This window comes from Streptomyces sp. NPDC049040, from assembly GCF_043197715.1.
GTDB lineage: Bacteria > Actinomycetota > Actinomycetes > Streptomycetales > Streptomycetaceae > Actinacidiphila.
In genome coordinates, this window is the sequence record NZ_JBICTO010000014.1 from 39465 (window position 1) to 61081 (window position 21617).

General features: G+C 73.5%; 22 protein-coding genes. 11 read left to right on the top strand and 11 right to left on the bottom strand.

Features of this window, described 5'->3' with window-relative positions; translation table 11 throughout:
• Positions 1–13 precede the first annotated feature (13 nt).
• Entirely contained in the window at positions 14–793 is a 780-nt protein-coding gene (locus ACGFMP_RS28035; protein ID WP_393675895.1) for a GntR family transcriptional regulator, read from the bottom strand.
• Between the two features lie 116 nt (positions 794–909).
• Here ACGFMP_RS28035 and ACGFMP_RS28040 point away from each other — a divergent pair, with 116 nt between their 5' ends.
• The 5 genes from ACGFMP_RS28040 to iolD all read left to right on the top strand — a co-directional run bounded on the left by ACGFMP_RS28040 (position 910) and on the right by iolD (position 6820).
• The gene (locus ACGFMP_RS28040; RefSeq protein WP_393675796.1) at positions 910–1977 is read left to right on the top strand and encodes a Gfo/Idh/MocA family oxidoreductase; all 1068 of its coding nucleotides are present in this window, start codon (positions 910–912) and stop codon (positions 1975–1977) included.
• Positions 1974–2834 carry a TIM barrel protein gene (locus tag ACGFMP_RS28045; RefSeq protein WP_393675797.1) on the top strand — a complete coding sequence of 287 codons (861 nt, stop codon included), beginning with the start codon at positions 1974–1976 and terminating at the stop codon, positions 2832–2834. The genes ACGFMP_RS28040 and ACGFMP_RS28045 overlap by 4 nt, the downstream gene beginning before the upstream one ends.
• Positions 2831–3931, top strand: a complete 1101-nt coding sequence (iolC, locus tag ACGFMP_RS28050) for a 5-dehydro-2-deoxygluconokinase (RefSeq protein WP_393675798.1) — start codon at positions 2831–2833, stop codon at positions 3929–3931. Before ACGFMP_RS28045 ends, iolC begins: the two co-directional genes overlap by 4 nt.
• 169 nt (positions 3932–4100) lie before the next feature.
• Positions 4101–4976 carry a 5-deoxy-glucuronate isomerase gene (gene iolB, locus ACGFMP_RS28055; RefSeq protein WP_393675799.1) on the top strand — a complete coding sequence of 292 codons (876 nt, stop codon included), beginning with the start codon at positions 4101–4103 and terminating at the stop codon, positions 4974–4976.
• Complete coding sequence (gene iolD, locus ACGFMP_RS28060) at positions 4973–6820, top strand: 3D-(3,5/4)-trihydroxycyclohexane-1,2-dione acylhydrolase (decyclizing) (protein ID WP_393675800.1); 1848 nt, start codon at positions 4973–4975, stop codon at positions 6818–6820. The genes iolB and iolD overlap by 4 nt, the downstream gene beginning before the upstream one ends.
• 55 nt (positions 6821–6875) lie before the next feature.
• On the opposite strand, the gene ACGFMP_RS28065 is transcribed toward iolD, so the two are convergent.
• A complete protein-coding gene (locus tag ACGFMP_RS28065; protein WP_393675801.1) occupies positions 6876–7448 on the bottom strand; it encodes an isochorismatase family protein in 573 nt (190 codons plus the stop codon).
• 174 nt (positions 7449–7622) lie between these two features.
• Between ACGFMP_RS28065 and ACGFMP_RS28070 the strand changes: the two genes are divergently transcribed.
• On the top strand, positions 7623–9425 hold the full coding sequence (locus tag ACGFMP_RS28070; RefSeq protein ID WP_393675802.1) for a WD40 repeat domain-containing serine/threonine protein kinase: 1803 nt from the start codon (positions 7623–7625) through the stop codon (positions 9423–9425).
• Between the two features lie 52 nt (positions 9426–9477).
• On the opposite strand, the gene ACGFMP_RS28075 is transcribed toward ACGFMP_RS28070, so the two are convergent.
• Both ACGFMP_RS28075 and ACGFMP_RS28080 read right to left on the bottom strand, forming a co-directional pair.
• The gene (locus tag ACGFMP_RS28075; RefSeq protein ID WP_393675803.1) at positions 9478–9696 is read right to left on the bottom strand and encodes a DUF397 domain-containing protein; all 219 of its coding nucleotides are present in this window, start codon (positions 9694–9696) and stop codon (positions 9478–9480) included.
• The gene (locus tag ACGFMP_RS28080; protein WP_393675804.1) at positions 9680–10510 is read right to left on the bottom strand and encodes a helix-turn-helix domain-containing protein; all 831 of its coding nucleotides are present in this window, start codon (positions 10508–10510) and stop codon (positions 9680–9682) included. Before ACGFMP_RS28080 ends, ACGFMP_RS28075 begins: the two co-directional genes overlap by 17 nt.
• A gap of 127 nt (positions 10511–10637) precedes the next feature.
• Between ACGFMP_RS28080 and ACGFMP_RS28085 the strand changes: the two genes are divergently transcribed.
• The gene (locus ACGFMP_RS28085; RefSeq protein ID WP_393675805.1) at positions 10638–11072 is read left to right on the top strand and encodes an ATP-binding protein; all 435 of its coding nucleotides are present in this window, start codon (positions 10638–10640) and stop codon (positions 11070–11072) included.
• 91 nt (positions 11073–11163) lie between these two features.
• Entirely contained in the window at positions 11164–11949 is a 786-nt protein-coding gene (locus ACGFMP_RS28090) for an arylamine N-acetyltransferase (protein WP_393675806.1), read from the top strand.
• Positions 11950–11970: 21 nt separating this feature from the next.
• On the opposite strand, the gene ACGFMP_RS28095 is transcribed toward ACGFMP_RS28090, so the two are convergent.
• The 4 genes from ACGFMP_RS28095 to ACGFMP_RS28110 form a co-directional block, all read right to left on the bottom strand.
• Complete coding sequence (locus ACGFMP_RS28095) at positions 11971–12426, bottom strand: iron chaperone (RefSeq protein WP_393675807.1); 456 nt, start codon at positions 12424–12426, stop codon at positions 11971–11973.
• A gap of 119 nt (positions 12427–12545) precedes the next feature.
• The gene (locus ACGFMP_RS28100; protein ID WP_393675808.1) at positions 12546–13382 is read right to left on the bottom strand and encodes a hypothetical protein; all 837 of its coding nucleotides are present in this window, start codon (positions 13380–13382) and stop codon (positions 12546–12548) included.
• 108 nt (positions 13383–13490) lie between these two features.
• Positions 13491–14726, bottom strand: a complete 1236-nt coding sequence (gene aroA, locus ACGFMP_RS28105; RefSeq protein ID WP_393675809.1) for a 3-phosphoshikimate 1-carboxyvinyltransferase — start codon at positions 14724–14726, stop codon at positions 13491–13493.
• Positions 14727–14864: 138 nt separating this feature from the next.
• Positions 14865–15374: a MarR family winged helix-turn-helix transcriptional regulator gene (locus tag ACGFMP_RS28110; protein WP_393675810.1), complete on the bottom strand. Its 510-nt coding sequence runs from the start codon at positions 15372–15374 to the stop codon at positions 14865–14867.
• A 45-nt stretch (positions 15375–15419) separates the two neighbouring features.
• Here ACGFMP_RS28110 and ACGFMP_RS28115 point away from each other — a divergent pair, with 45 nt between their 5' ends.
• Both ACGFMP_RS28115 and ACGFMP_RS28120 read left to right on the top strand, forming a co-directional pair.
• On the top strand, positions 15420–16304 hold the full coding sequence (locus tag ACGFMP_RS28115) for an EamA family transporter (protein WP_393675811.1): 885 nt from the start codon (positions 15420–15422) through the stop codon (positions 16302–16304).
• Between the two features lie 10 nt (positions 16305–16314).
• Positions 16315–16947 carry an NAD(P)-dependent oxidoreductase gene (locus tag ACGFMP_RS28120; protein ID WP_393675812.1) on the top strand — a complete coding sequence of 211 codons (633 nt, stop codon included), beginning with the start codon at positions 16315–16317 and terminating at the stop codon, positions 16945–16947.
• Between the two features lie 179 nt (positions 16948–17126).
• On the opposite strand, the gene ACGFMP_RS28125 is transcribed toward ACGFMP_RS28120, so the two are convergent.
• The 3 genes from ACGFMP_RS28125 to ACGFMP_RS28135 all read right to left on the bottom strand — a co-directional run bounded on the left by ACGFMP_RS28125 (position 17127) and on the right by ACGFMP_RS28135 (position 20112).
• A complete protein-coding gene (locus ACGFMP_RS28125; protein WP_393675813.1) occupies positions 17127–17750 on the bottom strand; it encodes a bifunctional 4-hydroxy-2-oxoglutarate aldolase/2-dehydro-3-deoxy-phosphogluconate aldolase in 624 nt (207 codons plus the stop codon).
• 165 nt (positions 17751–17915) lie between these two features.
• Positions 17916–18746 (bottom strand): AIM24 family protein, encoded by an 831-nt coding sequence (locus tag ACGFMP_RS28130; RefSeq protein ID WP_393675814.1) that lies wholly within the window; start codon positions 18744–18746, stop codon positions 17916–17918.
• 64 nt (positions 18747–18810) lie between these two features.
• Positions 18811–20112 carry an ROK family protein gene (locus tag ACGFMP_RS28135; RefSeq protein ID WP_393675815.1) on the bottom strand — a complete coding sequence of 434 codons (1302 nt, stop codon included), beginning with the start codon at positions 20110–20112 and terminating at the stop codon, positions 18811–18813.
• Positions 20113–20260: 148 nt separating this feature from the next.
• Here ACGFMP_RS28135 and ACGFMP_RS28140 point away from each other — a divergent pair, with 148 nt between their 5' ends.
• A complete protein-coding gene (locus tag ACGFMP_RS28140) occupies positions 20261–21613 on the top strand; it encodes an ABC transporter substrate-binding protein (RefSeq protein WP_393675816.1) in 1353 nt (450 codons plus the stop codon).
• Positions 21614–21617 lie beyond the last annotated feature (4 nt).

Genomic DNA, 21617 nt, shown 5'->3' on the forward strand with positions numbered 1-21617 from the left:
TGCGGTATGCGGCTCAGCCGCGGACCAGCAGCCGGAATTCGAAGGTGTAGCGCGAGGCCCGGTAGACGTGTGCGCCGTATTCGACGGGCCGGCCGCGGTCGTCGTAGCTGACCCGCCGCATGGTGAGCAGCGCCGCCCCCGCCGGCTCGCCGAGCAGCCCGCACTCCTCGGCGGTGCCGGTCCTGGCGCCGACGCTCTGCTGGGCGCTGTGCAGGGTGATGCCGTGCCGCCGTATCAGGGCGTACAGGCCGCTGGTCTCCAGTTCGCCGGTGGGCAGGTCGAGCAGGTCGCTGGGCAGGTAGTTGCACAGGTAGGCCATCGGCTCGCCGCGGGTGAGCCGCAGCCGGTGCACCACGGTGACCGGGCAGGACTCCGGCAGCCCGAGGGCGGCGGTCACCTCTGCGGGTGCCGGGCCGCGGGTGTTGTGCAGCACCCGGGTGGTGGGGTGCAGGCCGGCGGCGGCGAGGTCGTCGTAGAGGCTGCTCAGCTCCGGCGGGCGGGCCACCCCGGTGTGCACCACCTGGGTGCCGACACCGCGGCGGCGCACCAGCAGGCCCTTGTCGACCAGCGACCTGATGGCCTGCCGGACCGTGGGGCGGGACAGGCCGAGCCTGGCGGCCAGCTCGATCTCGTTGCCGAGCAGACTGCCGGGGGTGAGCGCACCGTCCTCGATGGCGGTCTCCAGCTGGCGGGCAAGCTGGAAGTACAGCGGTACGGGGCTCGCCCGGTCCACGGCGAGCCGCAGCTGTGCGGGCTCGTGCTTGGGCACGCTGGGAGCGTAGCGGGACCGCATCATGACGGGTAGTCCTTATGTCCGGACAAAGCGTTGACACAGGTGCGGGTGGCGAGGGAGGTTGGGACGGCGCGCACAGCCGTCACGTCTCCTCTTCCGAAGGGGCAGGAGCAGGTATGCGGATCGGACTCATCGGCGCAGGACGGATCGGCGCTTTCCACGCCGGGACGCTCCAGGCGCACCCCGACGTCGGCGAGCTGCTGGTCGCCGACGCGGATCCGGCCCGCGCGCGGCAGGTCGCCGCCGACTGCGGGGGCCGCGCCCTGCCGGTGGAGCAGCTCTTCGCGGCACGGCCGGACGCGCTGGTCATCGCCTCGGCGACCGCCGCGCACGCCGACCTGATCGCCCGCGCGGCGCGGGCGGGGGTGCCGGCCTTCTGCGAGAAGCCGATCGCGCTGGACCTGGCGGGCACGGTCGCCGCCCTGGACGCGGTGGCCGCCGCGGACGCGGTGCTCCAGATCGGCTTCCAGCGCCGCTTCGACCCCGGTTACGCCGCCGCCCGGCAGGCGGTCGCCTGCGGGCGGCTCGGCCGGCTGCACACCGTACGGACCGTCAGCTCCGACGCCGCGCCGCCGCCGGCCGGTTACGTGCCGCTGTCCGGCGGCCTGTACCGGGACTGCCTGATCCACGACTTCGACATACTGCGCTGGGTGACAGGACGGGCCGTCACCGAGGTGTACGCGGCGGGGGCGAACGTCGGCGAGGACTTCTTCCGTGCCGCCGGCGACGCCGACACCGGGGCGGTGCTGCTCACCCTGGAGGGCGGGGTGCTGGCCACCGCGACGGCGACCCGCTACCACGCCGCCGGGTACGACGTGCGGATGGAGCTGGCAGGCACCGACGACCAGGTCGCGGTGGGCGTCGCCGCCCGCACCCCGCTGACCTCGGTGGAAGCCGGCGCGGCCGCCCCGCCGCGCACGCCCTGGTCGGGTTTCCTCGACCGCTTCTGCTCGGCCTACCGGGCCGAACTGGACACCTTCCTGCGCGTCGCACGCGGCACCGAGGCCAATCCCTGCGAGGGTCGGGACGCGCTGCGCGCCCTGCTGGTCGCCGAGGCCTGCGAGCTCTCCCGCCGGGAGCGGCGCCCGGTGCCGGTCGCCGAGGTCGAGGCGGCCGCGCGGGCCTGCCGGGGCGACGCGCTGAGCCGGGGCGGAACGAACGGGCGGAACGGGGTGGTCGCGTGAGGCGGGACCGGATCGCGGCGGCGCCGATCTCCTGGGGCGTGTGCGAAGTGCCGGGGTGGGGGCACCAGTTGACCCCGGAGCGGGTGCTCGACGAGATGGCGGGGCTCGGTGTCACGGCGAGCGAGTTCGGGCCCGACGGCTTCCTGCCGGGGCCGCTGCTGGCCGCGTACGGCGTCACGGCCGTGGGCGGCTTCGTGCCCGCGGTGCTGCACGACCCCGGCCACGACCCGCTGCCGGACGTGCGGGCCGCGCTCGACCGCTTCACGACGGCCGGCGCCCGTACCCTCGTGCTGGCCGCGGCGACCGGCCTCGACGGCTACGACGAGCGCCCGGAGGTCGGGGCGGCGGGCTGGCGGACGCTGCTGGCCCGGCTGGACGAGATCGCCGCCCTGGCGGCGTCCCTCGGCGTCACCGCGGCCCTGCACCCGCATGTCGGCACCGTGGTCGAGGGGCCGGCCGAGGTCGACCGGGTCCTCGACGGCAGCGGTATCGGCCTGTGCCTGGACACCGGGCACCTGCTGATCGGCGGCACCGACCCCGTGGCCCTCGCCGGGCGTGCCGCCGCCCGCGTCGCCCACGTCCACCTCAAGGACGTCCACGAGGCCACCGCGGCCGCGGTACGCTCCGGCCGCACCTCCTACACCTCCGCGGTCGCCGGCGGCCTCTACCGCCCTCTGGGCCAGGGCGACCTGGACCTGCCGTCCCTGCTGGCGGCGCTGGACGCGGCGCACTACACCGGCTGGTACGTGATGGAGCAGGACACCGTCCTGGCGTCGGAGCCGCCGCCGGGCGCGGGCCCGCTCGCGGACGTGCGGACCTCCCTCGACTGGCTGCTGGCCCGGACGGAGCAGCCGTGAGGCCGGACGGCCCGGCGGGACCGGCGCCGCTTCCCGGTGGCACCCGCGCGGCGGGGCAGGACGCCGGGCCCCCCGACGTCGTCACCGTCGGACGGGTCGGGGTGGACCTCTACCCGGAGCAGAGCGGTGTCGGGCTCGCCGAGGTGCGCAGCTTCGCGAAATACCTGGGCGGCACCGCGGGGAACGTCGCGGTGGCGGGCGCCCGCCTGGGCCTGCGGACGGCGGTGCTCAGCGCGGTGGGACCCGACCCCTTCGGGGACTTCGTGCGCACCGCGCTCACCGGCTTCGGCGTGGACGCGGGCCTCGTCACGACGGTGCCGGGCACGCAGACCCCGGTGGTCTTCTGCGAGCTCTTCCCGCCCGACGACTTCCCGATCCACTTCTACCGCCGCCCCGTCGCGCCCGACGAGTGCCTGGCCCCGGGCCTGCTGGACGAGCCCGCCGTGGCGGCGGCTGTACGCGGCGCCCGCGCGCTGTGGATCACCGGCTCCGCCCTCGCCGTGGAACCCACCCGCTCCACGGTCTTCGCGGCGCTCGAACGGCGTGCGGGCGCCGAGGTGTGGTTCGACCTCGACTGGCGGCCGGGCTTCTGGGCCGACCCCGCGCAGGCCCCTGCCCTCTACGCCCGCGCGCTGTCGTACGCCACGGTCGCGGTCGGCAACCGGGCGGAGGTCGAGGTCGCGGTGGGCAGCGCGGACCCGGAGAAGGCGGCCGCGCTGCTGCTGGGCCGGGGCGTGCGCACGGCAGTGGTCAAGCAGGGGCCGGCCGGCGCCCTGGTCCGTACCGCGAAGGAGCAGTACGTGGCGCCGCCGCTGCCCGTGGAGGTGGTCAACGGCCTCGGTGCGGGCGACGCCTTCGGCGGCGCCCTGTGCGCGGGCCTGCTCGCCGGCGACCCGCTGCCCGAGGTGCTGCGGGCGGCCAATGCGGCGGGCGCGATCGTCGCCTCCCGGCTGGCCTGCGCGGACGCGATGCCCACCCGGGCGGAGATCGAGGCGGTGACCGGGCCGGGCCGGGGGTCAGGCGCCGGGCCGGGCTCAGGGGCAGGCGCCGGGCCGGGCGGAAACTCGCAGCCGCATCCGGGAGTTGACGGCACATGAACCACCAGCAGGCCCGCCGCCGCACCGCGGCCCCTCACCACCCCGCGCCGGCCCGCACACCGCGGCGGCACGGAAGCCCCGTACCCGGCGCGGGACATGCGGTGCGGGACGTCGATCCGCCGGCCTCCGGCGGCGCAAACCCCGTACCCGGCATGGGAGGTGGCCGGGCGTGACGCACCTGCCTGCGGGCCGCAGCGGCCGCGACGGCTACGACCTGTGGATCGACCCGGCGTCGGCGGGCTGGGCGTACTCGGCACTGCGCGTGCTCACCCTGGAGCCGGGCGCGCAGCGGGCGTTCGGGACCGGTGACAGCGAGTGGATCGTGCTGCCGCTGGCCGGGGCGTGCACGGTACTTGTCGACGGGGAGGCCTTCGCGCTGCACGGCCGCGCCGACGTCTTCTCCGGGGTGACGGACTTCGGGTACCTGCCGCGGGACGCGCACGCGGTGGTCGCCTCCACCACGGGCGGCCGCTTCGCGCTGGCCGGGGCGCGCTGCTCGCGGCGGCTGCCGGCCCGCTACGGCCCGGCGGCCGGAGTGCCGGTGGAGCTGCGCGGCGCGGGCAACGCCAGCCGCCAGGTGAACAACTTCGCCGCCGCCGACGTCTTCGAGTGCGACCGGCTGATCGCGGTGGAGGTGCTCACCCCGGGCGGCAACTGGTCGTCCTTCCCGCCGCACAAGCACGACGAGGCGGGCCCGCACGAGTCGCGGCTCGAAGAGGTCTACTACTACGAACTCGCCGGCGGCCAGGGCGCCATGGGCTACCAGCGGGTCTACCCCTCGCCGCGGGGCGCCACCGACGTGCTGGCCGAGGTCCGCTCGGGCGACGCGGTGCTGATCCCGGACGGCTGGCACGGACCGAGCATGGCGGTGCCCGGCTACGACATGTACTACCTCAACGTCATGGCCGGGCCCGGCCCTTCACGGTCCTGGCTGATCAGCGACGACCCGGCGCACGCGTGGGTGCGGGACAGCTGGGCGGGCGGGCGCCCTGACCCGCGGCTGCCGTTGTACGAGGCCCCGGCACGGGAGGACGACGGCTCATGAGACTCACCGTCGCACAGGCACTGGTCCGCTTCCTGTCGGTGCAGTTCACCGAGCGGGACGGGGTGCGGCACCGCACGGTCGCCGGGATGTGGGGCATCTTCGGGCACGGCAACGTCGCGGGCGTCGGCCAGGCACTGCTGGAGGCCGGGCCCGAGGCGATGCCCTTCCACCAGGGCCGCAACGAGCAGGCGATGGTCCACGCCGCCGTCGGCTACGCCCGGATGAAGCACCGGCTGTCCACGCTGGCCTGCACCACCTCGATCGGCCCCGGCGCGACGAACCTGGTCACCGGCGCGGCCCTGGCCACCGTCAACCGGGTGCCGGTGCTGCTGCTCCCGGGGGACGTCTTCGCGACCCGCCCGGCCGACCCGGTGCTCCAGCAGCTCGAAGTGCCATGGGCCTACGACGTGTCGGTCAACGACGCACTGCGCCCGGTGTCCCGGTACTTCGACCGGATCTGGCGCCCCGAGATGCTGCCGGCCTCGCTGCTCCAGGCGATGCGGGTGCTGACCGACCCGGTGGACACCGGCGCGGTCACCCTCGCGCTGCCGCAGGACGTGCAGACCGAGGCGCACGAGTGGCCGGACGAGCTGTTCCGCGAACGGGTCTGGCACGTACGCAGGCCGCTGCCCGACGCAGCCGCCGTCACCGAGGGCGCCGCGCTGCTGCGGTCGGCGCGCCGCCCGCTGATCGTGGCCGGCGGCGGTGTGCGGCACGCGGAAGCGGCGCAGGCGCTGGCGGAGTTCGCCGCGGCGACCGGTGTCCCGGTGGCGGAGACGCAGGCCGGCAAGGGGTCGCTGCGCTGGGACCACCCGCAGGCGCTGGGCGCGATCGGGCACACCGGCACCGCCCCGGCGGACGCGGCGGCGCGGGAGGCCGACGTGGTGCTGGGCGTGGGCACCCGCTGGACGGACTTCACCACCGCGTCGGGCTCGCTCTTCGCGCCCGGCGCCCGCTTCGTGAACCTCAATGCCGCCGCCTTCGACGGCCACAAGATGTCGGGCCTGGCCCTGGTGGGCGACGCACGGGCCGGACTGGCGGCGCTTGCCGCCGAGTTGGCGGGCTTCCGCGCACCGGAGCGGGAGCACGCCGTCTCCGCGTGGCGGGCGCTCACGGACACGGTCCTCGGCGACGGGGACGGGCCGTGGCCGCCGTCGCAGGCCGAGGTCATCGGCGCGCTGGACGCCGTACTCGGCGACCGGGACGTGCTGATCAACGCGGCCGGGTCGATGCCCGGCGACCTGCACAAGCTGTGGCGGTCCCGCGACCCCGAGCAGTATCACGTCGAATACGGCTACTCCTGCATGGGCTACGAGATCCCGGCCGCGATCGGCGTGCGGCTCGCCGCACCCGACCGGGAGGTCTTCGCCCTGGTCGGCGACGGCACCTACCTCATGCTGCCGACGGAGATCGTCACCGCCGTCCAGGAGGGCATCCCGGTCAACCTGGTGATCGTCCAGAACCACGGCTACGCCTCGATCGGCGGCCTGTCGGCGCAGGTCGGCGCGGAGGGCTACGGCACCGCCTACCGGTTCCCCGGCGCGGGCGGCGACTTCACCGGCGCCCCGCTCCCGGTCGACCTGGCGGCCAACGCGGCCAGCCTCGGCCTCGACGTCCTCACCCCGGGCAGCGCCAAGGAGCTGCGCACGGCGCTGGCCGCCGCCCGCGAATCCCCCCGCCCGACGGCCGTCTACGTCGAGACCGACCCGGCAAGGCAAGGCCCGCCCGCCGAGGCCTGGTGGGACGTCCCGGTCGCCGAGGTCTCCACCCGCGCGGCGACCCGCGCGGCCCGCACCGCCTACGAGGAGGCCCGCCCGGCACCGGGAACCCGCCCGGCGCTGTGACGCCAGGCCGTCCGGCTGCGGGTCGCGGGTCGCGCGGGCTGCACCGCCGCCCGGCTCAGTCCTCGGGCTTCTCCGCCGGGCCGAAGCCGGCGTCGGCGGTGGTGACCGTGCCCGCGGTGCGGCCGGGGGCGGCGTGGTAGCGCCAGTAGAGGTTGGTGTGGGCGATCACCTTGTCCGGGGGCGGGGCGCCGAAGGACGTCAGATCCTCCGTGGTGTGGGCGTCCTCCACCAACGTCACGTCGTAGCCCCGGGTGATCGCGCCGTGCAGCGTGGCGCGGACGCACTCGTCGGTCTGGGCGCCGGTGACCACCAGGCGCCCGATGCCGCGCCCGGCGAGCACCTCTTCCAGGTCGGTCGCCTCGAAGGAGTCGGCGTAGTTCTTCTGCACCAGCGGCTCGGCCTCCGCCCGCACCAGCTCGGGCACGTAGGACCACGCGTCGGTGCCGCTGACCAGCTGGTCGCTGTTGTGCTGCACCCACACGACGGAGGCGCCCTCGGCCCGCGCCCTGTCCACGAGGACGGCGATGTTGGCCACGACGGCGTCCCTTTCGTGCGCCCCCGCCACGACGCCTTTCTGCACGTCGATGACGACCAGGGCGGTATGCGGTCGATTCTCCAGCGTGGTCACGGTGCCTCCCGGCAGGTACGACATCATCGTCCTTGCCGACCCTACGACCGGCCACTGACAACGCCTCCCGGCCGGCCCTGGCGGCACGTGCCCGGTCGGCACCACGGCCGGCCCGCGGCCCGCGTACGCTCCGGGGCAGTGGGCACCGCACCGTCCGACAGGGGTAGGGGAATCGTGTCAGCTCTGGTGGAGCCGGGCCTGACGGCCGGCGGGCGGTATCGGCTGGTCGGGAAGCTGGGAGCGGACGCGGCCGGCGAGGTCTGGCGGGCCCACGACGAACACCTTCGCGTCGATGTGGCGATCAAGCGCTTCACCTTGCCCGCCGACGCCGACAGGGCCGAGGCGCTGGCCCGCACCGCCCAGCAGGCCCGCACCGCCGCACGGCTGCGCGAACACCCCCATGTCGTCGCCGTGTACGACACCTTCACCGAGGACGACGTGCCGTGGACCGTCATGCAATTGGTCGACGGGCGTTCGCTGCGTGAGCATCTCGCCGTCCACGGCCGGCTGTCCGTCGACCGGGCGGCCGACGTCGCCAGGGCCGTGCTCAAGGCCCTGGCCGCCGCGTACACCGCCGACGTGGTGCACCGGAACATCACGCCGGCAGCCGTCATCCTCGCCGCCGGCGGCGAGGTGCTGCTGACCGACTTCGGGGTCGCGCGGCAGACGGCCGACGACGCGCTGACCGCCTTCGGCGTTCTCGTCGGCACGCCCGGATTCGTCGCGCCGGAAAGGCTGGGCGGAGCCGAGGCGGGCGGGGCCGGCGACCTCTTCTCGCTGGGTGTGACGCTGTACGAGGCACTCGAAGGCGAACTGCCTTTCGATCCCCGCATTGTGACCTCGGTGCTCCACGAAGAGGCCCCGGCGCCCCGGAGTTGCGGCCGGCTCGCCCCGCTGATCACCCAGCTGCTGCGAAAGGACCCGGAACAGCGCCCGACCGCAGTTCAGGCGCTGGCCCTGCTCGACACACCGCGCGACACGGCTCCGCCGGCCGGGCGGGAATGGCAGGCGGTCGACCGGACGTCGGAAGCGGACCAACTCGAGGGGCACACCGCCCAGATCAACGCCCTGGCATTCAGCGCCGACGGCTCACTGCTCGCCAGCGGCGGTGAGGACAAGGTCATCCGGCTGTGGGACCTGAGGACATCGCGTGTGGCGAGCACCCAGCTGAGCGACCACACCGACTGGATCCGCGCGCTGGCCTTCAGCCCTGACGGCTCACTGCTCGCCAGCGGCGGTGACGACAAGGACATCCGGCTGTGGGACATCTCCACGGGGCGCCCCTTCACCGTGAAGCTCACCGGTCACACCGGCTGGATCCGCGCGCTCGCCTTCAGCCCTGACGGCTCACTGCTCGCCAGCGCGGGCGGGGACCGGGTCGTCCGGCTGTGGGACGTCGCCTCCGGCAGCAGCGCCGCGACGCTGAGCGGTCACACCGGCTGGATCCGGGCGCTGGCCTTCAGCCCCGACGGCACGATGCTCGCCACCGGGGGCAACGACAAGGTCGTACGGCTGTGGCATGTGGCTTCGGGCAGGAAGGTCTCCGACTGGCCCGAGACCGGCGGCCGCGTCCACGCGGTGGCCTTCAGCCCCGACGGCACCACGGTCGCCGCCGCGGGAGCATCCGGGGTCAGGATGTCGGACGTCGCCACCCTCAAACCGGTCCCCGCCTGGACCGGAGTCGGCGCCAAGATCAGGTCCCTCGCCTTCGGGCCCGACGGCACCACGCTGGCCACCGGCGGCAAGAGGCGCAAGGTCACGATGTGGGACGTCGCCACCGCGACCCCCACGGTCACCTGGAAGGGCACCTACGGCACGGCTCGTTCCGTGGTCCACAGCCCCGACGGCACCCTGGTCGCGAGCGCCGACTACAAGTCGGTCCGCCTCTGGCATCCGGCGGTGCCGAGTCCCCTGCTGGTGAAGCCTGCCGCCGCCGCAGGTGGGCCGGAGCCGACACCACGAAGGTGTACGACCTGACCGCCTTCCTGAGCCTGGCCCGCGAGGCCCGGACAGGCGGCTGAGCCACGCCCTACGCCGGGAACCAGCCGTCCTTCACCGCGGTGAGGAAGTGCGTCCACGCCGCGGCAGGGAAGACCAGCGCCGGGCCCTGGGGGTCCTTGCTGTCCCGCACCGGTGCGAAGCCGGGGACGCCGTCCGCGACCTCGACGCAGTCGCCGTTGCTGGCGCCGCTGTGACTGGACTTGCGCCACACCGCAGGGGTCAGGTCGTGCTCAGCAAACCCGCTCATAACTCTCCACCACTTCCGCCATGAGTGCCAGCGACTCCTCCGCCGACAGCGCGTCGCCCAGGGCAAGATCATAGGCAGACTGGCATGTGTCGACCACCGCTGGATCATCGAGAACCCGTCCGGTCTGGACGCCCTCAACGTACGCCACCGAGGGAGCGTCGGTGAATCGCATGAGGACGAGCATGCTCTCCATCAGCGCGTGGGCCCCGACCGCGAAGGGGATGACGTGGGTTCGGACGCGCCCGCAGCGCGTGAGGGTCTCGATGTGGCGCACCTGGGCGGCCATGGTGGCGGGACCCCCGACCGGGCGGCGCAGTACGTGCTCGTCCAGAAGCACCCACAGGCAGGGGCCGTCCGGATCATCCAGGATCGTCGCCCGCTCCAGCCGACTGGCGACCCGCTGCTCTACATCGCGCTCTGTAGGGTTCGCGATCCCGGCTCGGAACACCGCCCGGGTGTAGCCCTCTACCTGCAGCAGCCCGGGCACCAGGCTCGCCCCATAGCACTTGATCACGGTCGCGAGGCGTTCCAATTCTGCGGCGGTGGCAAAGTGATCGGCGAACCGCGCATCATCCAGCGTCCCTCGCATCCGGTGGAAGAACCCGTCCGTGGCAAGCGCCTGGTCGAGGCGCTTGGCATCATCGCGGCGGGGTTTGCGGCGCCCGGCCTCGAAGTGGGCGATCATCTGCGGCGAGATGACGACCTTCTCGCCGAGCGCTGCCTGCGTCAGGCCCATCAGCTCTCTGCGGCGCTGGATCTCCTGCCCATAGAACTCAACGGGGCTCAGCGCGTCGGGATCCTGGCTGCGTACCACGTGGAACTCCCTCTTCCTCCAAAGCTCGTTGGAGAGCCTGGCCTCCTGTCAAGGCTATCCCCGGTCACGTCACGCTGTGCGTAGTTCGGTACAGGAAGTGCCGCTAGTACGCACGGAGGAGCAGTCCATGGAAACGTCCATGACCGGCGGTCAGGTCACCGACGCAAGCACGCCCGGGCCTGTGGTCAGCCGCTGGCCGCTCACCGGGCACTCCGTCGGGCGGGCCCGGCACGAACTGCGGGCGGCCCTCAGCGGGTGGGGCCTGGACCACCTCGCCGACCCTGCGGAACTGGTGCTCTCGGAGTTGCTGACGAACGCCGTGCGGCACGCCCGTACGCCCGCGGGGCGCCTGGTCGAGACCCGGTACGAGCGCCTGCCGCAAGGCGGCGGCATCCGGATCGAGGTGCACGACGCCAACGACCGGATGCCGCAGATGCGGCGGCCGGCGGACGACGACGAAGGCGGCCGCGGCCTCGCCCTGGTCGATGCGCTCACCGGGCGCCGATGGGGGGTCAGCTCACGCCAGGGCGTGGGGAAGCTCGTCTGGGCGCTGGTCGGTTGACCCGCCCGGGGCTGGACGCCCTCAACGTACGCCACCGAGGGAACCGGCGGCGCGCGGCGCGTCCGGCCCCGCCACCGCGTAGAAAGGTGGCATGGACTCCTCCCAGGCCGACGCCTACCTTCGTCGGATCGGCGCCGCGCGCCCGACCGCCGCCGACGCGGACGCCCTGCGTACGCTCCAGTTGCGGCACCTGCTGACCGTGCCGTTCGAGAACCTGTCGATCCACCTCGGGGAGGACGTCGTCCTGGAGGAAGCGGCCCTCGTCGAGAAGATCGTCGGAGCCCGGCGCGGCGGCTTCTGCTACGAACTCAACGGCGCCTTCGCCGCGCTGCTGCGGTCGCTGGGCTTCGGGGTGGACCTGCTGGCCGCGCGCGTCTTCGCCGAGGGTGGTCTGCTCGGGCCACCGTTCGACCACATGGCGCTGCGGGTCACCACGGCGGACGGCACCGGGCCCTGGCTGGCGGACGTCGGCTTCGGACGGCACACCCACCACCCGCTGGCCTACCGCAGCAGGGCCGAGCAGCACGATCCGGGCGGCGTCTTCCGTATCACCGAGACGGCGGAGGGCGACCTCGACGTCTCGCGCGGCGGCGAGGCCGTCTACCGGGTCGAGCAACGCCCGCACGTCTTGGGCGACTTCGAGCCGACCTGCTGGTGGCAGTGCACGTCGCCGGCGTCGCACTTCCGGAAGTCGCTGGTCTGCTCCAAGCTGACCGAGGCGGGGAGGGTGACTCTCAGCGGGCGGCGGCTGGTGCTGACCGGCGGCGGGGACCGCCGGGAGGAGCGGAAGTTGGGCGACGGTGAGATCCTGGCCGCCTACCGCGAGCACTTCGGCATCACGCTCGACCGCGAACCCGTCGTCGCCCCGACCGGCTGAGGGCCGCTGCCCGCGGAACGGTCAGCCGACCGCCCGCTTGACCAGGGCCGCGATCCGCTCCTCCACCTCGGCTGTCACCTCGGTGAGAGCGAAACCGGCCGCCCACATCGTGCCCTCGTCCAGCTTCGCCTGGTCGCTGAAACCGAGGGTGGCGTAGCGCGCCTTGAACTTCTCCGCGCTCTGGAAGAAGCAGACGACCTTGCCGTCGAGGGCGTAGGCGGGCATTCCGTACCAGAGCTTCGGTGCGAGGGACGGGCCGTTCGCCGTGACGACCGCGTGGACTCGCTCTGCCATGACCCGATCCGAGTCCTGCATCTCGGCGATCTTCGCCAGGACGTCACGCTCCGCCTCGGCCGCCTTGTCCGCGCCTCGCGCGCTGCGGCGCGCCGCCGTCTTCAACTCCTTGGCGTGGTCCTTCATCGCGGCCCGTTCCTCGGCCGAGAAACCCTCGTGCGTGCTGCTGTCGGCGCTGCTCATCGCGGATCTTCCCCTGGCGGATCTCGATGTACCGGTCCTGGAAGGGGACACTACCCCGGGCCGCCGACACCGCGGGCTGCGACGTCCGGGGCCTGCCCCGGCAGGCCCCGGCAGCCGGGTCAGGAAAAGACGACCGAGCGCATCGTCAGGCCGTCCGGCACGTTCTGCGGCGCGGCCTGCGGCGCGGCCTGTGTGTCACCTTCCGGCGCACCCTGCAGCGCGGCCTGCGTGTCGCCTTCCGGCGCGACCTGCGGAGCACCCGCCACGGCACCCTGCGGAGCAGCCTGCGTGTCACCCTGCGGCGCCGCCTGCGCGTCACCCGCCGGCGCGACCTGCGGAGCAGCCTGCGGGGCAACCTGCGGCGCCGCCTGGACGTCACCCTGCGGCGCGACCTGCGGCGCCGCCTGGGCGTCACCCTGCGGCGCAACCTGCGCGTCACCTGCCGGCGCGACCTGCGGAGCAGCCTGCGCGTCGCCCTGCGGCGCAACCTGCGCGTCACCTGCCGGCGCGACCTGCGGAGCAGCCTGCGGGGCAACCTGCGGCGCAACCTGCGCGTCACCCTGCGGCGCAGTCTGGACAGCACCCTGCGGCGCAACCTGCGCGGCACCCTGCGGAGCGGCCTGCGTGTCACCCTGCGGCGCAACCTCCGGTGCGGCCTGCGTCGCGGTGTCGCTCGCGGGGCGCAGCGTGAAGTACTCACCGGTGCAGTCCGGACCGGTGAAGACCGTGACCGTGGAGCCGGTCGCGTTGTAGGGGGCGTTGGCGGGTGCCACGCTCTCGTCCGCGACCTCGGGCAGCGTGACGCACTGCTGGCTCGGGGGGCTGTCCAGGATGCCGACCTGGCCGTTGCCGTAGGTGTAGTAGAACTGGCCGTCGGCCGCGTGGGCGGACATCGGGAAGGACAGCGCGATACCTGCCGCGCAGACGGCGGCGGCAAAGGTCGTACGGATGCGCACGGGTGACCCTTTCATGGAAGCGAGACGTACGGACATCACCCTAAATCCGGACACATCCGGCGAAACGCTTCTTCGGCCCAATTCCTCCCCCGGCGCGTCGCCGCAGCGTCAGACGCCCCAGCCCGCCCGCAGGTCGGCGAAGAACTCGTGGAACCCGGGGAAGGTCTTCTTCACGCACTCCGGGTCGTCGAAGGTCGTGCCCGGCGTGCGCAGTCCGGCGACCGCGAAGCTCATCGCCATCCGGTGGTCGCCGCGGCAGGCGATCTGCACGGGGGCCGGTGTGCCGGGGCTGATCTCGATCCAGTCCCGGCCGGTCTCGACCCCGATGCCCTGAGCGCGCAGGTTCTCCGCGCACGCGTCCAGGCGATCGCACTCCTTGACGCGGGTGTTGTAGACGTCCTCGATACGCACCGGGCCGTCCGCGAAAGGGGCGATGGCCGCGAGGGTGGGCATCGTGTCGGAGATGTCCCGCATGTTGACGGTCACCCCGGACAGGCGGCCGGTGCCGGTCACCGTCGTGGCGTCCTCGCCGATCTCCACCTCGGCGCCCATCGCGCGCAGCACCTCGACGAACCCGAGGTCGCCCTGCAACGCGCCGCGCCCCAGCCCCGGGATGGTGGCGGTCCTGCCCGCGAGCGCGGCGGCGGCGAAGACGTAGCTGGCCGCCGAGGCGTCCGGCTCGATCGCGTAGTCCGCCGCACGGTAGCCGCCGGGCGGCACGACGAAGGTGTCGCCCTCGCGGGCCACCTGCACGCCGAAGCTGCGCATCATCGCCAGGGTGATCTCGACGTAGGGCACCGAGACGATGCCGGTCACCTTGATCCGCAGCCCTTCGGCCGTCAGCGGGCCGGTCATCAGCAGCGCGGTCAGGAACTGCGAGGACAGGCTCGCGTCGAGCACCACCTCACCGCCCTTCAGCCCGGCCGCCCGCACGGTGAGGGGGAGATGGCCCTCGGCACCGTCGTGCACGAGGTCCACGCCGAGCGCGCGGAGCGCGTCGGTGAGGGGGGCCACCGGGCGGCGGCGCATCTGGGCCGAGGCGTCGAAGCGGTAGGTGCCTGACGTGGCGGCCGCCACCAGGGCGGGCAGGAAGCGGGCCGCGGTGCCGGCGTCGCGGCAGTCCACCTCGGCGGCGGGCCGCGACGGGCCCTGGGGGCGGCCCGTGACGCGCCACTCCTGCGCCCCGCGCCGCACGTCGTAGCCGAGGGTGGCGAGGGCCTGTGCGAAGCCGTCGGTGTCGTCGGAGACCAGCGGCTTGCGCAGGACGCTCTCCCCCTCGGCCGCCGCGGCCAGGAACAACGCGCGTGCCGTCACGGACTTCGAACCGGGTACGGCGACGATCACGGCTGCCTCCAGGCTGGGATGGGGGGATGCTCCCCCCGGCCGCGCAATTTTACGCGGCCGCCGCGCCCCCGCCGGGCGCGGGTGCCGCCGGCCATGCCCGGGTCCCGACCGCCGCCCGCCGGGCGGGGGGCCGCGCCGTCAGGTGGCGTCGCCGAGGGACAGCAGGAGGGTGCGCAGCGTCGACGCCACCTCGGTGCGGGCCGCGGGATCGAGGGCGGCGAGCAGGCGGTGCTCGTTGGCGACGTGGGCCGGCAGCGCCTGGTCGATCAGCGCGAGCCCCGCGGGGGTGAGGGCGACATGGACGACGCGGGCGTCCTCCTCGCTGCGGGTGCGGGTGACCAGGCCTGCGGTCCCGAGGCGGTCGAGGCGCTGGCTGACCGCGCCCGACGTCACCATCGAGGACTGCATGAGCTGCGCGGGGGTCAGCCGGTGCGGCGGGTCGCTGCGCCGCAGCGTGGCGAGGACGTCGAAGGACGCGGGGTCGAGCCCGAACTCGGCGAAGACCTTGCGGAGTTCCGCGTCGATCACGCGGCTGAGCCGCTTGAGCCTGCCGATCACGGCCATCGGTGAGACGTCCAGGTCGGGCCGCCGCCTGGCCCACTGGTCGAGTACCAGGTCGACGTGGTCTGCGCCTTCGGTCGGTTCCATCGGGCCAGACTAGCCAATCTCTTAGCACTGAGATATTTTATCTTAGTGCTAAGAAATCGAACGGGGATCATCCTGCTGACCGCCCTGGCGCCCAGCATCTGGGGCACGACGTACTACGTCACGACCCAGTACCTGCCGCCCGACCGCCCCCTGCTGGCCGGGGTCCTGCGGGCACTGCCCGCAGGACTGCTGCTGTTGGCGGGCACCCGCCGGCTCCCGCACGGAGTGTGGTGGTGGCGCTCGCTGCTGCTCGGCACCCTCAACATCGGCGCCTTCTTCGCCCTGCTGTTCATCGCCGCCTACCGGTTGCCCGGCGGTGTCGCCGCCACCGTCGGCGCGCTCCAGCCGCTGCTGGTCGCGGTCTTCTCCGCCGGGCTGCTCGGCGACCGCCTCACCGCACGCACGGTGGTCACCGGCCTGACGGGGGTGGCAGGGGTGAGCCTGCTGGTGCTCCGGTCGGGCGCACGGCTCGACACGCTCGGCGTCCTCGCGGCGCTCGGCAGCGCCCTGGTGATGGCGACCGGGGTCGTCCTGAGCAAGCGGTGGCCCGCGCCCGCGCCGCTGCCGGCCACCACCGGCTGGCAACTGGTCGCCGGCGGAATGGTCCTGCTGCCGGTCGCGCTGCTCGCCGAGGGGCCGCCGCCGTCCTCGCTGACCCCGGGGAATCTGCTCGGCTACGGCTATCTCACGCTGATCGGGGCGGCGGTGGCGTACGCGCTGTGGTTCCGGGGGATACGCGAGCTGCCGCCGACCGACGTCACCTTTCTCGGGCTGCTCAGCCCGGTGGTCGCCACCGTGGTCGGCTGGCTGGCACTCGGCCAGCGGCTGACGGCCGTCCAAGTGCTGGGCGGCGCCCTGATCCTGGGCTCCCTGGTGGCCGCGCAGCTGCGGCCCGTGCTTCCCGCCCGCCCACAGCCCGCCCGAGCCTGAGGAGCCTCCCGTGCGGATCACCGTTTTCGGAGCCGCGGGTGCGGCCGGCCGCCGCGTCGTCGCGGAAGCCCTGGCTCGCGGCCACCAGGTCGACGCCGTCGTGCGGACACCCGCACGCCTCGCGGGACTGCCCGCGGGCGCCAGGGGCCGGGTCGGGGACGCGCTGTCCTACGCGTCGGTCGTGGAACTGGCGGCAGGCCGGGACGTGGTGATCACCGCGACCCGCCCGCCGCACGGCAGGGAGACCGAACTGGTCGCCGCCACGGAGGTGATGCTCGCCGCACTGGCCGCGACCGGGGGGCGGCTGCTGGTCGTCGGCGGAGCCGGGACGCTCGCCCTGCCGGGCGGCGGCACCGTCGCCGAGGCGCCGGACTTCCCCGCCGAATGGCGGCCGATAGCCGACGCCTGCGCGGACCAGCTCGCCCGCTGCCGTGCGGCCACCGGTGTCGACTGGACCTACCTCAGCCCCGCCGCCCTGCTCGGCCCCGGCGGGCGCACCGGGCGCCACCGGCTGGGCGGCGACACACTGGTCACCGACGCGGACGGCGTCTCCGCGCTGTCGTACGAGGACCTGGCCGTGGCGCTCCTCGACGAGGCCGAGCAGCCGAGGCACCGGGGGCGGCGCTTCACCGCCGGCTACTGAATCGACCGCCGGCCCGGCAGGCGGGCCGCGACGGCAGCGGGGGGCGGGTGGGCGCTGACCGACCCGGGCGCGGCCCGCACGCCCTGCGGGGGAGGAAGGCGGCCCCACGTCCTGCCGGCCCCTCCCCCGGACCCTGCGGCGGCGCACCCGGCACGAGGCGCCGGACACGGCAGGCAGGGTCAGGTGGGGTCGGCCAGGCGGTCGAGGAGGTCGGCGAGGCGCTTGGTCACGGTCGGGCGGTCGCCCTCGGTGAGAGCGGAGCCCATGCCGACCGCCACCGCGCCGGAGGCCACCCACTCGGGAGCCGCGGCGACCGTGATGCCGCCGATCGGGATGAGCGGCGCCTGCGGCAGGATCGTACGGAGATCGGCGACCCACCGCGGGCTGAGGGCCGACGCGGGATACAGCGTCAGCGCGTCCGCGCCCAGCTCCATCGCACGGACCGCCTCGGTCGGGGTGGCCACCCCGGGGAAGACGGGCACCCCGTAGCGGTGGCCGGTGCGCAGCACCGCCTCGTCCAGGTTCGGCGCCAGCAGGAAGCGCGCGCCCGCGTCGATGGCCATCCGCGCGGACGTCGCGTCGACGACCGTGCCGGCCCCGATCATGGCGTCGTCGCCGACCTCGCGCACGAGGGTGGTGACGGCTTCCAGCGCGAAGGGCGTGGTGAGCGAGATCTCCAGGGTGGTGAGCCCGGCCGACAGCAGCATGTCGGCGGTCGCCGCGGCCTGGTCGTAGGTCCGGCTGCGGATCGTGGCGAAAACCCGCTGTGCGAGCGCGGTCCTGGTGGTCTCCCAGCGGTACACGGAGGATCGCGGTCCTTCCTGACGGTGCTGCCCGGATGGTGCGGTGGGTGGAGACCGCGATCAGCACGCTACTCGCCGGGCGGGGGCCCGCCGCCGGTCGATCGGGGAGCTGTCACCGCACCGTGACATGAGAGGAGCATGAGAGCAAAGGGGCGGTGCCCCGCGTCACCCGGCGTGCGTCGAGAACAAGCCACCGGTGGGACCCTGCTTGTCACCACCCTGCGCCTTCTTCAGCGCGTTGGCCAGGCCCTCGATCGTCATGGACTGCAGGATCACCCTGCCGTTGCCCTCCAGGGTGGCGAGCGAGAGGCCCTCGCCGCCGAAGACCGCGTTCATGATGCCCTGGCGGTTGAGGCCGCCGATGCGCTGGACGCCGTACTGGATGCCCTCCTCGAAGGCGACGATGCAGCCGGTGTCGACCTCGATGCGGCCGCCGAAGTCGGCGGGGTTGAGGTCGATGAAGTTGCCGGCGCCGGCGATGATCACGGTGCCGTGGCCGGTGAACTTCTCCAGGATGAAGCCCTCGCCGCCGCTCATGCCCTGCCGGCCGCCGGCGAAGGCGATGCCGAACTGCACGGTCTCCTCGGCGGCGACGAAGGCGTCCTTCTCGGCGAACCAGGCACGCGACCCGGTCAGCTCCAGGGCCCGCATCTCGCCGGGCAGCACCCCGGCGAAGCCGACGGTGCCCTCGCCGCCGGACGCGGTGAAGTACTGGAAGGCCAGCGACTCGCCGGCCAGCGCGCGCTGGCCGACCTGCATCGCGGTGCCCATGGCCTGCCGCAGCATCCCGCCCATGCCGCCGCCACCGCCACCGCCGCCCTGCTGGCCGACGCCGCCGGCATTGCGGGTGCCGGGCCCGCCGAGGCGGGTCTCCATCGACACGTTGGCGGTCTTGAACAGGAACTTCCCGGCCTCGCAGTAGACCGTCTGCCCGGGGTTCAGGGTGCAGACGGCCATCTGCATGGCATTGCCGACGATCTGCTGCTGCAGGGTCACAGCGGTACTCCTAGGGACGTGCGGTGCCGAATGGGGTGATACCGGCGCGCTTCGCGCCGTCCCGTCAACGTACCGCCCGGGCGATTCTGTTCCGCACCGAACCGGGATCGCCGTGCCGCTCGCCGTCGGCCTGGGCCGGCAGCCCGACCGGGCGCTCGCCGCCGGTGTCCAGGAAGCGGGCCAGCGGCAGGGTGGCCGCACCGACGGTGACCGCGTCGGCACCGAGCCGGCCCAGCTCGATGGAGGTCTGCGCGCAGGGGTGGTGCAGGGCGTAGGCGGCGGCGACCTCCCTGACGGTGGGCAGCACCCGCGGGCCGAGCATCAGCCCGGCCCAGCCGCCGATCACGATCCGGTGCGGGTTGAAGAGGTTGATCAGGTCGGCGATGCCCGCGCCCAGGTATTCGGCGGCCTCGGCGAGCAGCGCGTCCGCCTCCGGGTCGCGGTCGGCCGCGGCGATCAGCTCGGCCAGCGCGGTCTCCTCGCTGACCCCCTCGGGCGCGCTGGGCCAGCGGCCGAGCAGCGCCTCGGCGCCGACGTAGGCCTCGAGGCAGCCGCGGGAGCCGCAGCGGCAGGTGCGGCCGCCGACCCGCAGCGTGGTGTGCCCCCACTCCCCCGCGCTGCTGCTCGCCCCGTGGTAGGGCTTGCCGTTGGTGACGACGCAGGCGCCGACGCCCGAGCCGATCAGCGCGATCACCACGTTGTCCGAACCGCGGCCCGCGCCGAACCACATCTCGGCCTGGCCGAGGGTCTTGGCGCCGTTGTCGATGAAGAGCGGGAGGGCGGTGCCGGCCCGCAGCAGCCGGCCGAGCGGTACGGCGTCCCAGCCGATGGTCTGGCCGTGCACGACGATGCCGACGCCCTCGCCGGGCACCGCGCCGGGCGCGTCGGCCTGGGCGACGATGCCGGGGACGCCGATGCCGACGCCGAGCACCTCGCTGTCGTCGATGCCGGCCTCGCGGACCACCGTCTCGATGCCGTCGAGCGCGAGCCGCACGACGTGGTCCACGTCGTGGCCGCTGTCGGACAACGGCAGGTCGGCGGCGGCCCGTTCGGTCAGCGCGAGGTCGAAGAGCTCGACCCTGACCCGGGTCTCGCCGACGTCCACGCCGACCACGTAGCCGTAGCCGGGAGCGACCTGGAGCAGGATCCTCGGCCGCCCGCCGTCCGACTCGACGGCGCCGGCCTCCTCGACCATGCCGTCCGCGATCAACTCTCCAACGACGTTACTGATCGACCCCGCGCTCAGACCCGTGTCCCGGCCCAGCTCCTGGCGGCTCAGCGGGCCTTCGAAATACAAATGACGCAGAAGCGATGCACGGTTGCCGCGCCGCAGGTCACGAACGGTGCGCTTGCCTCGCTCAGCCATCTTGTGTCCCTCCCGGGGGGTCCGGCGTGAATCTATCGCTGCACAAGGTCTTGACGCCACCTTTTCTCACAAGTTAAATCACGCCCTGAATTAAGACACAGGCGCTGTTCACTTCCTGAAGCGATCCCACCCCTGAGAGGGAACCGTCATGCGCTCTTCCAGCACCTCCAGCAGACTCCTCGCGGCCACCGCCCTCGTGGCCGCGCTCGGTCTGACCCTCGCCGCGTGTGGCGGGGGCTCCGACGACGACAGCAGCGGCAGCGGCAAGCCCGCCGACGCCAACAGCCTCAAGGGCCAGACGATCACGTACTGGGCGAGCAACCAGGGCACCAGCCTGGACGCCGACAAGAAGACCCTCACCACCGAGCTGGACAAGTTCACCGCGCAGAGCGGCATCAAGGTCAAGCTCGAGGTCATCGGCTGGGCCGACCTGCTCAACCGCATCTTGGCGGCGGCCACCTCCGGCCAGGGCCCCGACGTCCTGAACATCGGCAACACCTGGTCCGCGTCGCTGCAGGCGACCGGCGCCCTCATGCCGTGGGACGACACCGCCTTCGGCACCATCGGCGGCAAGGACCGGTTCGCCCCGGCCGCGATCGCCTCCGCGGGTGCGGCAGGACAGGACCCCGCCGCCGTGCCGCTGTACTCGATGGCGTACGGCCTGTACTACAACAAGAAGATGTTCGCCGACGCCGGCATCGCCAACCCCCCCACCACCTGGGACGAGTTGGTCGCCGACGGCAAGAAGCTCACCAAGGACGGCCACTACGGCATCGCCGTCGAGGGTGCCAACGGCGCGGAGAACATCCACCACATCTTCGTGCTGGCCAAGCAGCGCGGCGCCAGCTGGTTCGACGACAAGGGCGGCCCGACCTTCACCGGCCCGCAGCAGGTCGCGGCGGTCAAGCAGTACGTGGACTTCATCGCCGGCGACAAGATCGCGGCCAAGGGCAACGCCGAGTACGTCCAGAACCAGACCATCACCGACTTCGCCACCGGCAAGGCCGCGATGATGATGTGGCAGACGGCGTCCGCGTCGATCGCCTCGCACGGCATGAAGCCCGACCAGTACGGCGTGGTGCCGGTCCCGACGCAGACCGCGGGCGCCAGCGGTGACGCCGGTGTGACCTCGATGGTGGCCGGTATCAACATGGCCATCTTCAAGGACACCAAGCACAAGGACGCCGCCGAGGCCTTCGTCAAGTTCATGACGAGCACCGACGAGCAGAAGGTCCTCAACGGCAAGTACGGCTCGATCCCGCCGGTCGTCGAGGCGCAGAGCGACCCGGCCTTCCAGACGCCGGACCTGAAGGTCCTCGCCGAGGTGCTGCAGAAGTCGGCCGCACCGCTGCCGCAGGTGGCCAACGAGAGCCAGTTCGAGAACCTGGTCGGCCCCGCCGTCAAGAGCCTGTTCGCCGACGCTGCCGCCGGCAAGCCGGTGACGGACGAAACCGTCAAGGCCGCGCTGACCAAGGCGCAGCAGCAGATGCCCGCCAGTTAAGGAT

Coding starts and splice junctions, on each gene's coding strand:
- ACGFMP_RS28075 (WP_393675803.1), bottom strand. CDS start 9,696: ATGAGCGGGTTTGCTGAGCACGACCTGACCCCTGCGGTGTGGCGCAAG.
- ACGFMP_RS28085 (WP_393675805.1), top strand. CDS start 10,638: ATGGAAACGTCCATGACCGGCGGTCAGGTCACCGACGCAAGCACGCCC.
- ACGFMP_RS28035 (WP_393675895.1), bottom strand. CDS start 793: ATGCGGTCCCGCTACGCTCCCAGCGTGCCCAAGCACGAGCCCGCACAG.
- ACGFMP_RS28140 (WP_393675816.1), top strand. CDS start 20,261: ATGCGCTCTTCCAGCACCTCCAGCAGACTCCTCGCGGCCACCGCCCTC.
- ACGFMP_RS28095 (WP_393675807.1), bottom strand. CDS start 12,426: ATGAGCAGCGCCGACAGCAGCACGCACGAGGGTTTCTCGGCCGAGGAA.
- iolD (WP_393675800.1), top strand. CDS start 4,973: ATGAGACTCACCGTCGCACAGGCACTGGTCCGCTTCCTGTCGGTGCAG.
- ACGFMP_RS28110 (WP_393675810.1), bottom strand. CDS start 15,374: ATGGAACCGACCGAAGGCGCAGACCACGTCGACCTGGTACTCGACCAG.
- ACGFMP_RS28040 (WP_393675796.1), top strand. CDS start 910: ATGCGGATCGGACTCATCGGCGCAGGACGGATCGGCGCTTTCCACGCC.
- ACGFMP_RS28135 (WP_393675815.1), bottom strand. CDS start 20,112: ATGGCTGAGCGAGGCAAGCGCACCGTTCGTGACCTGCGGCGCGGCAAC.
- ACGFMP_RS28090 (WP_393675806.1), top strand. CDS start 11,164: ATGGACTCCTCCCAGGCCGACGCCTACCTTCGTCGGATCGGCGCCGCG.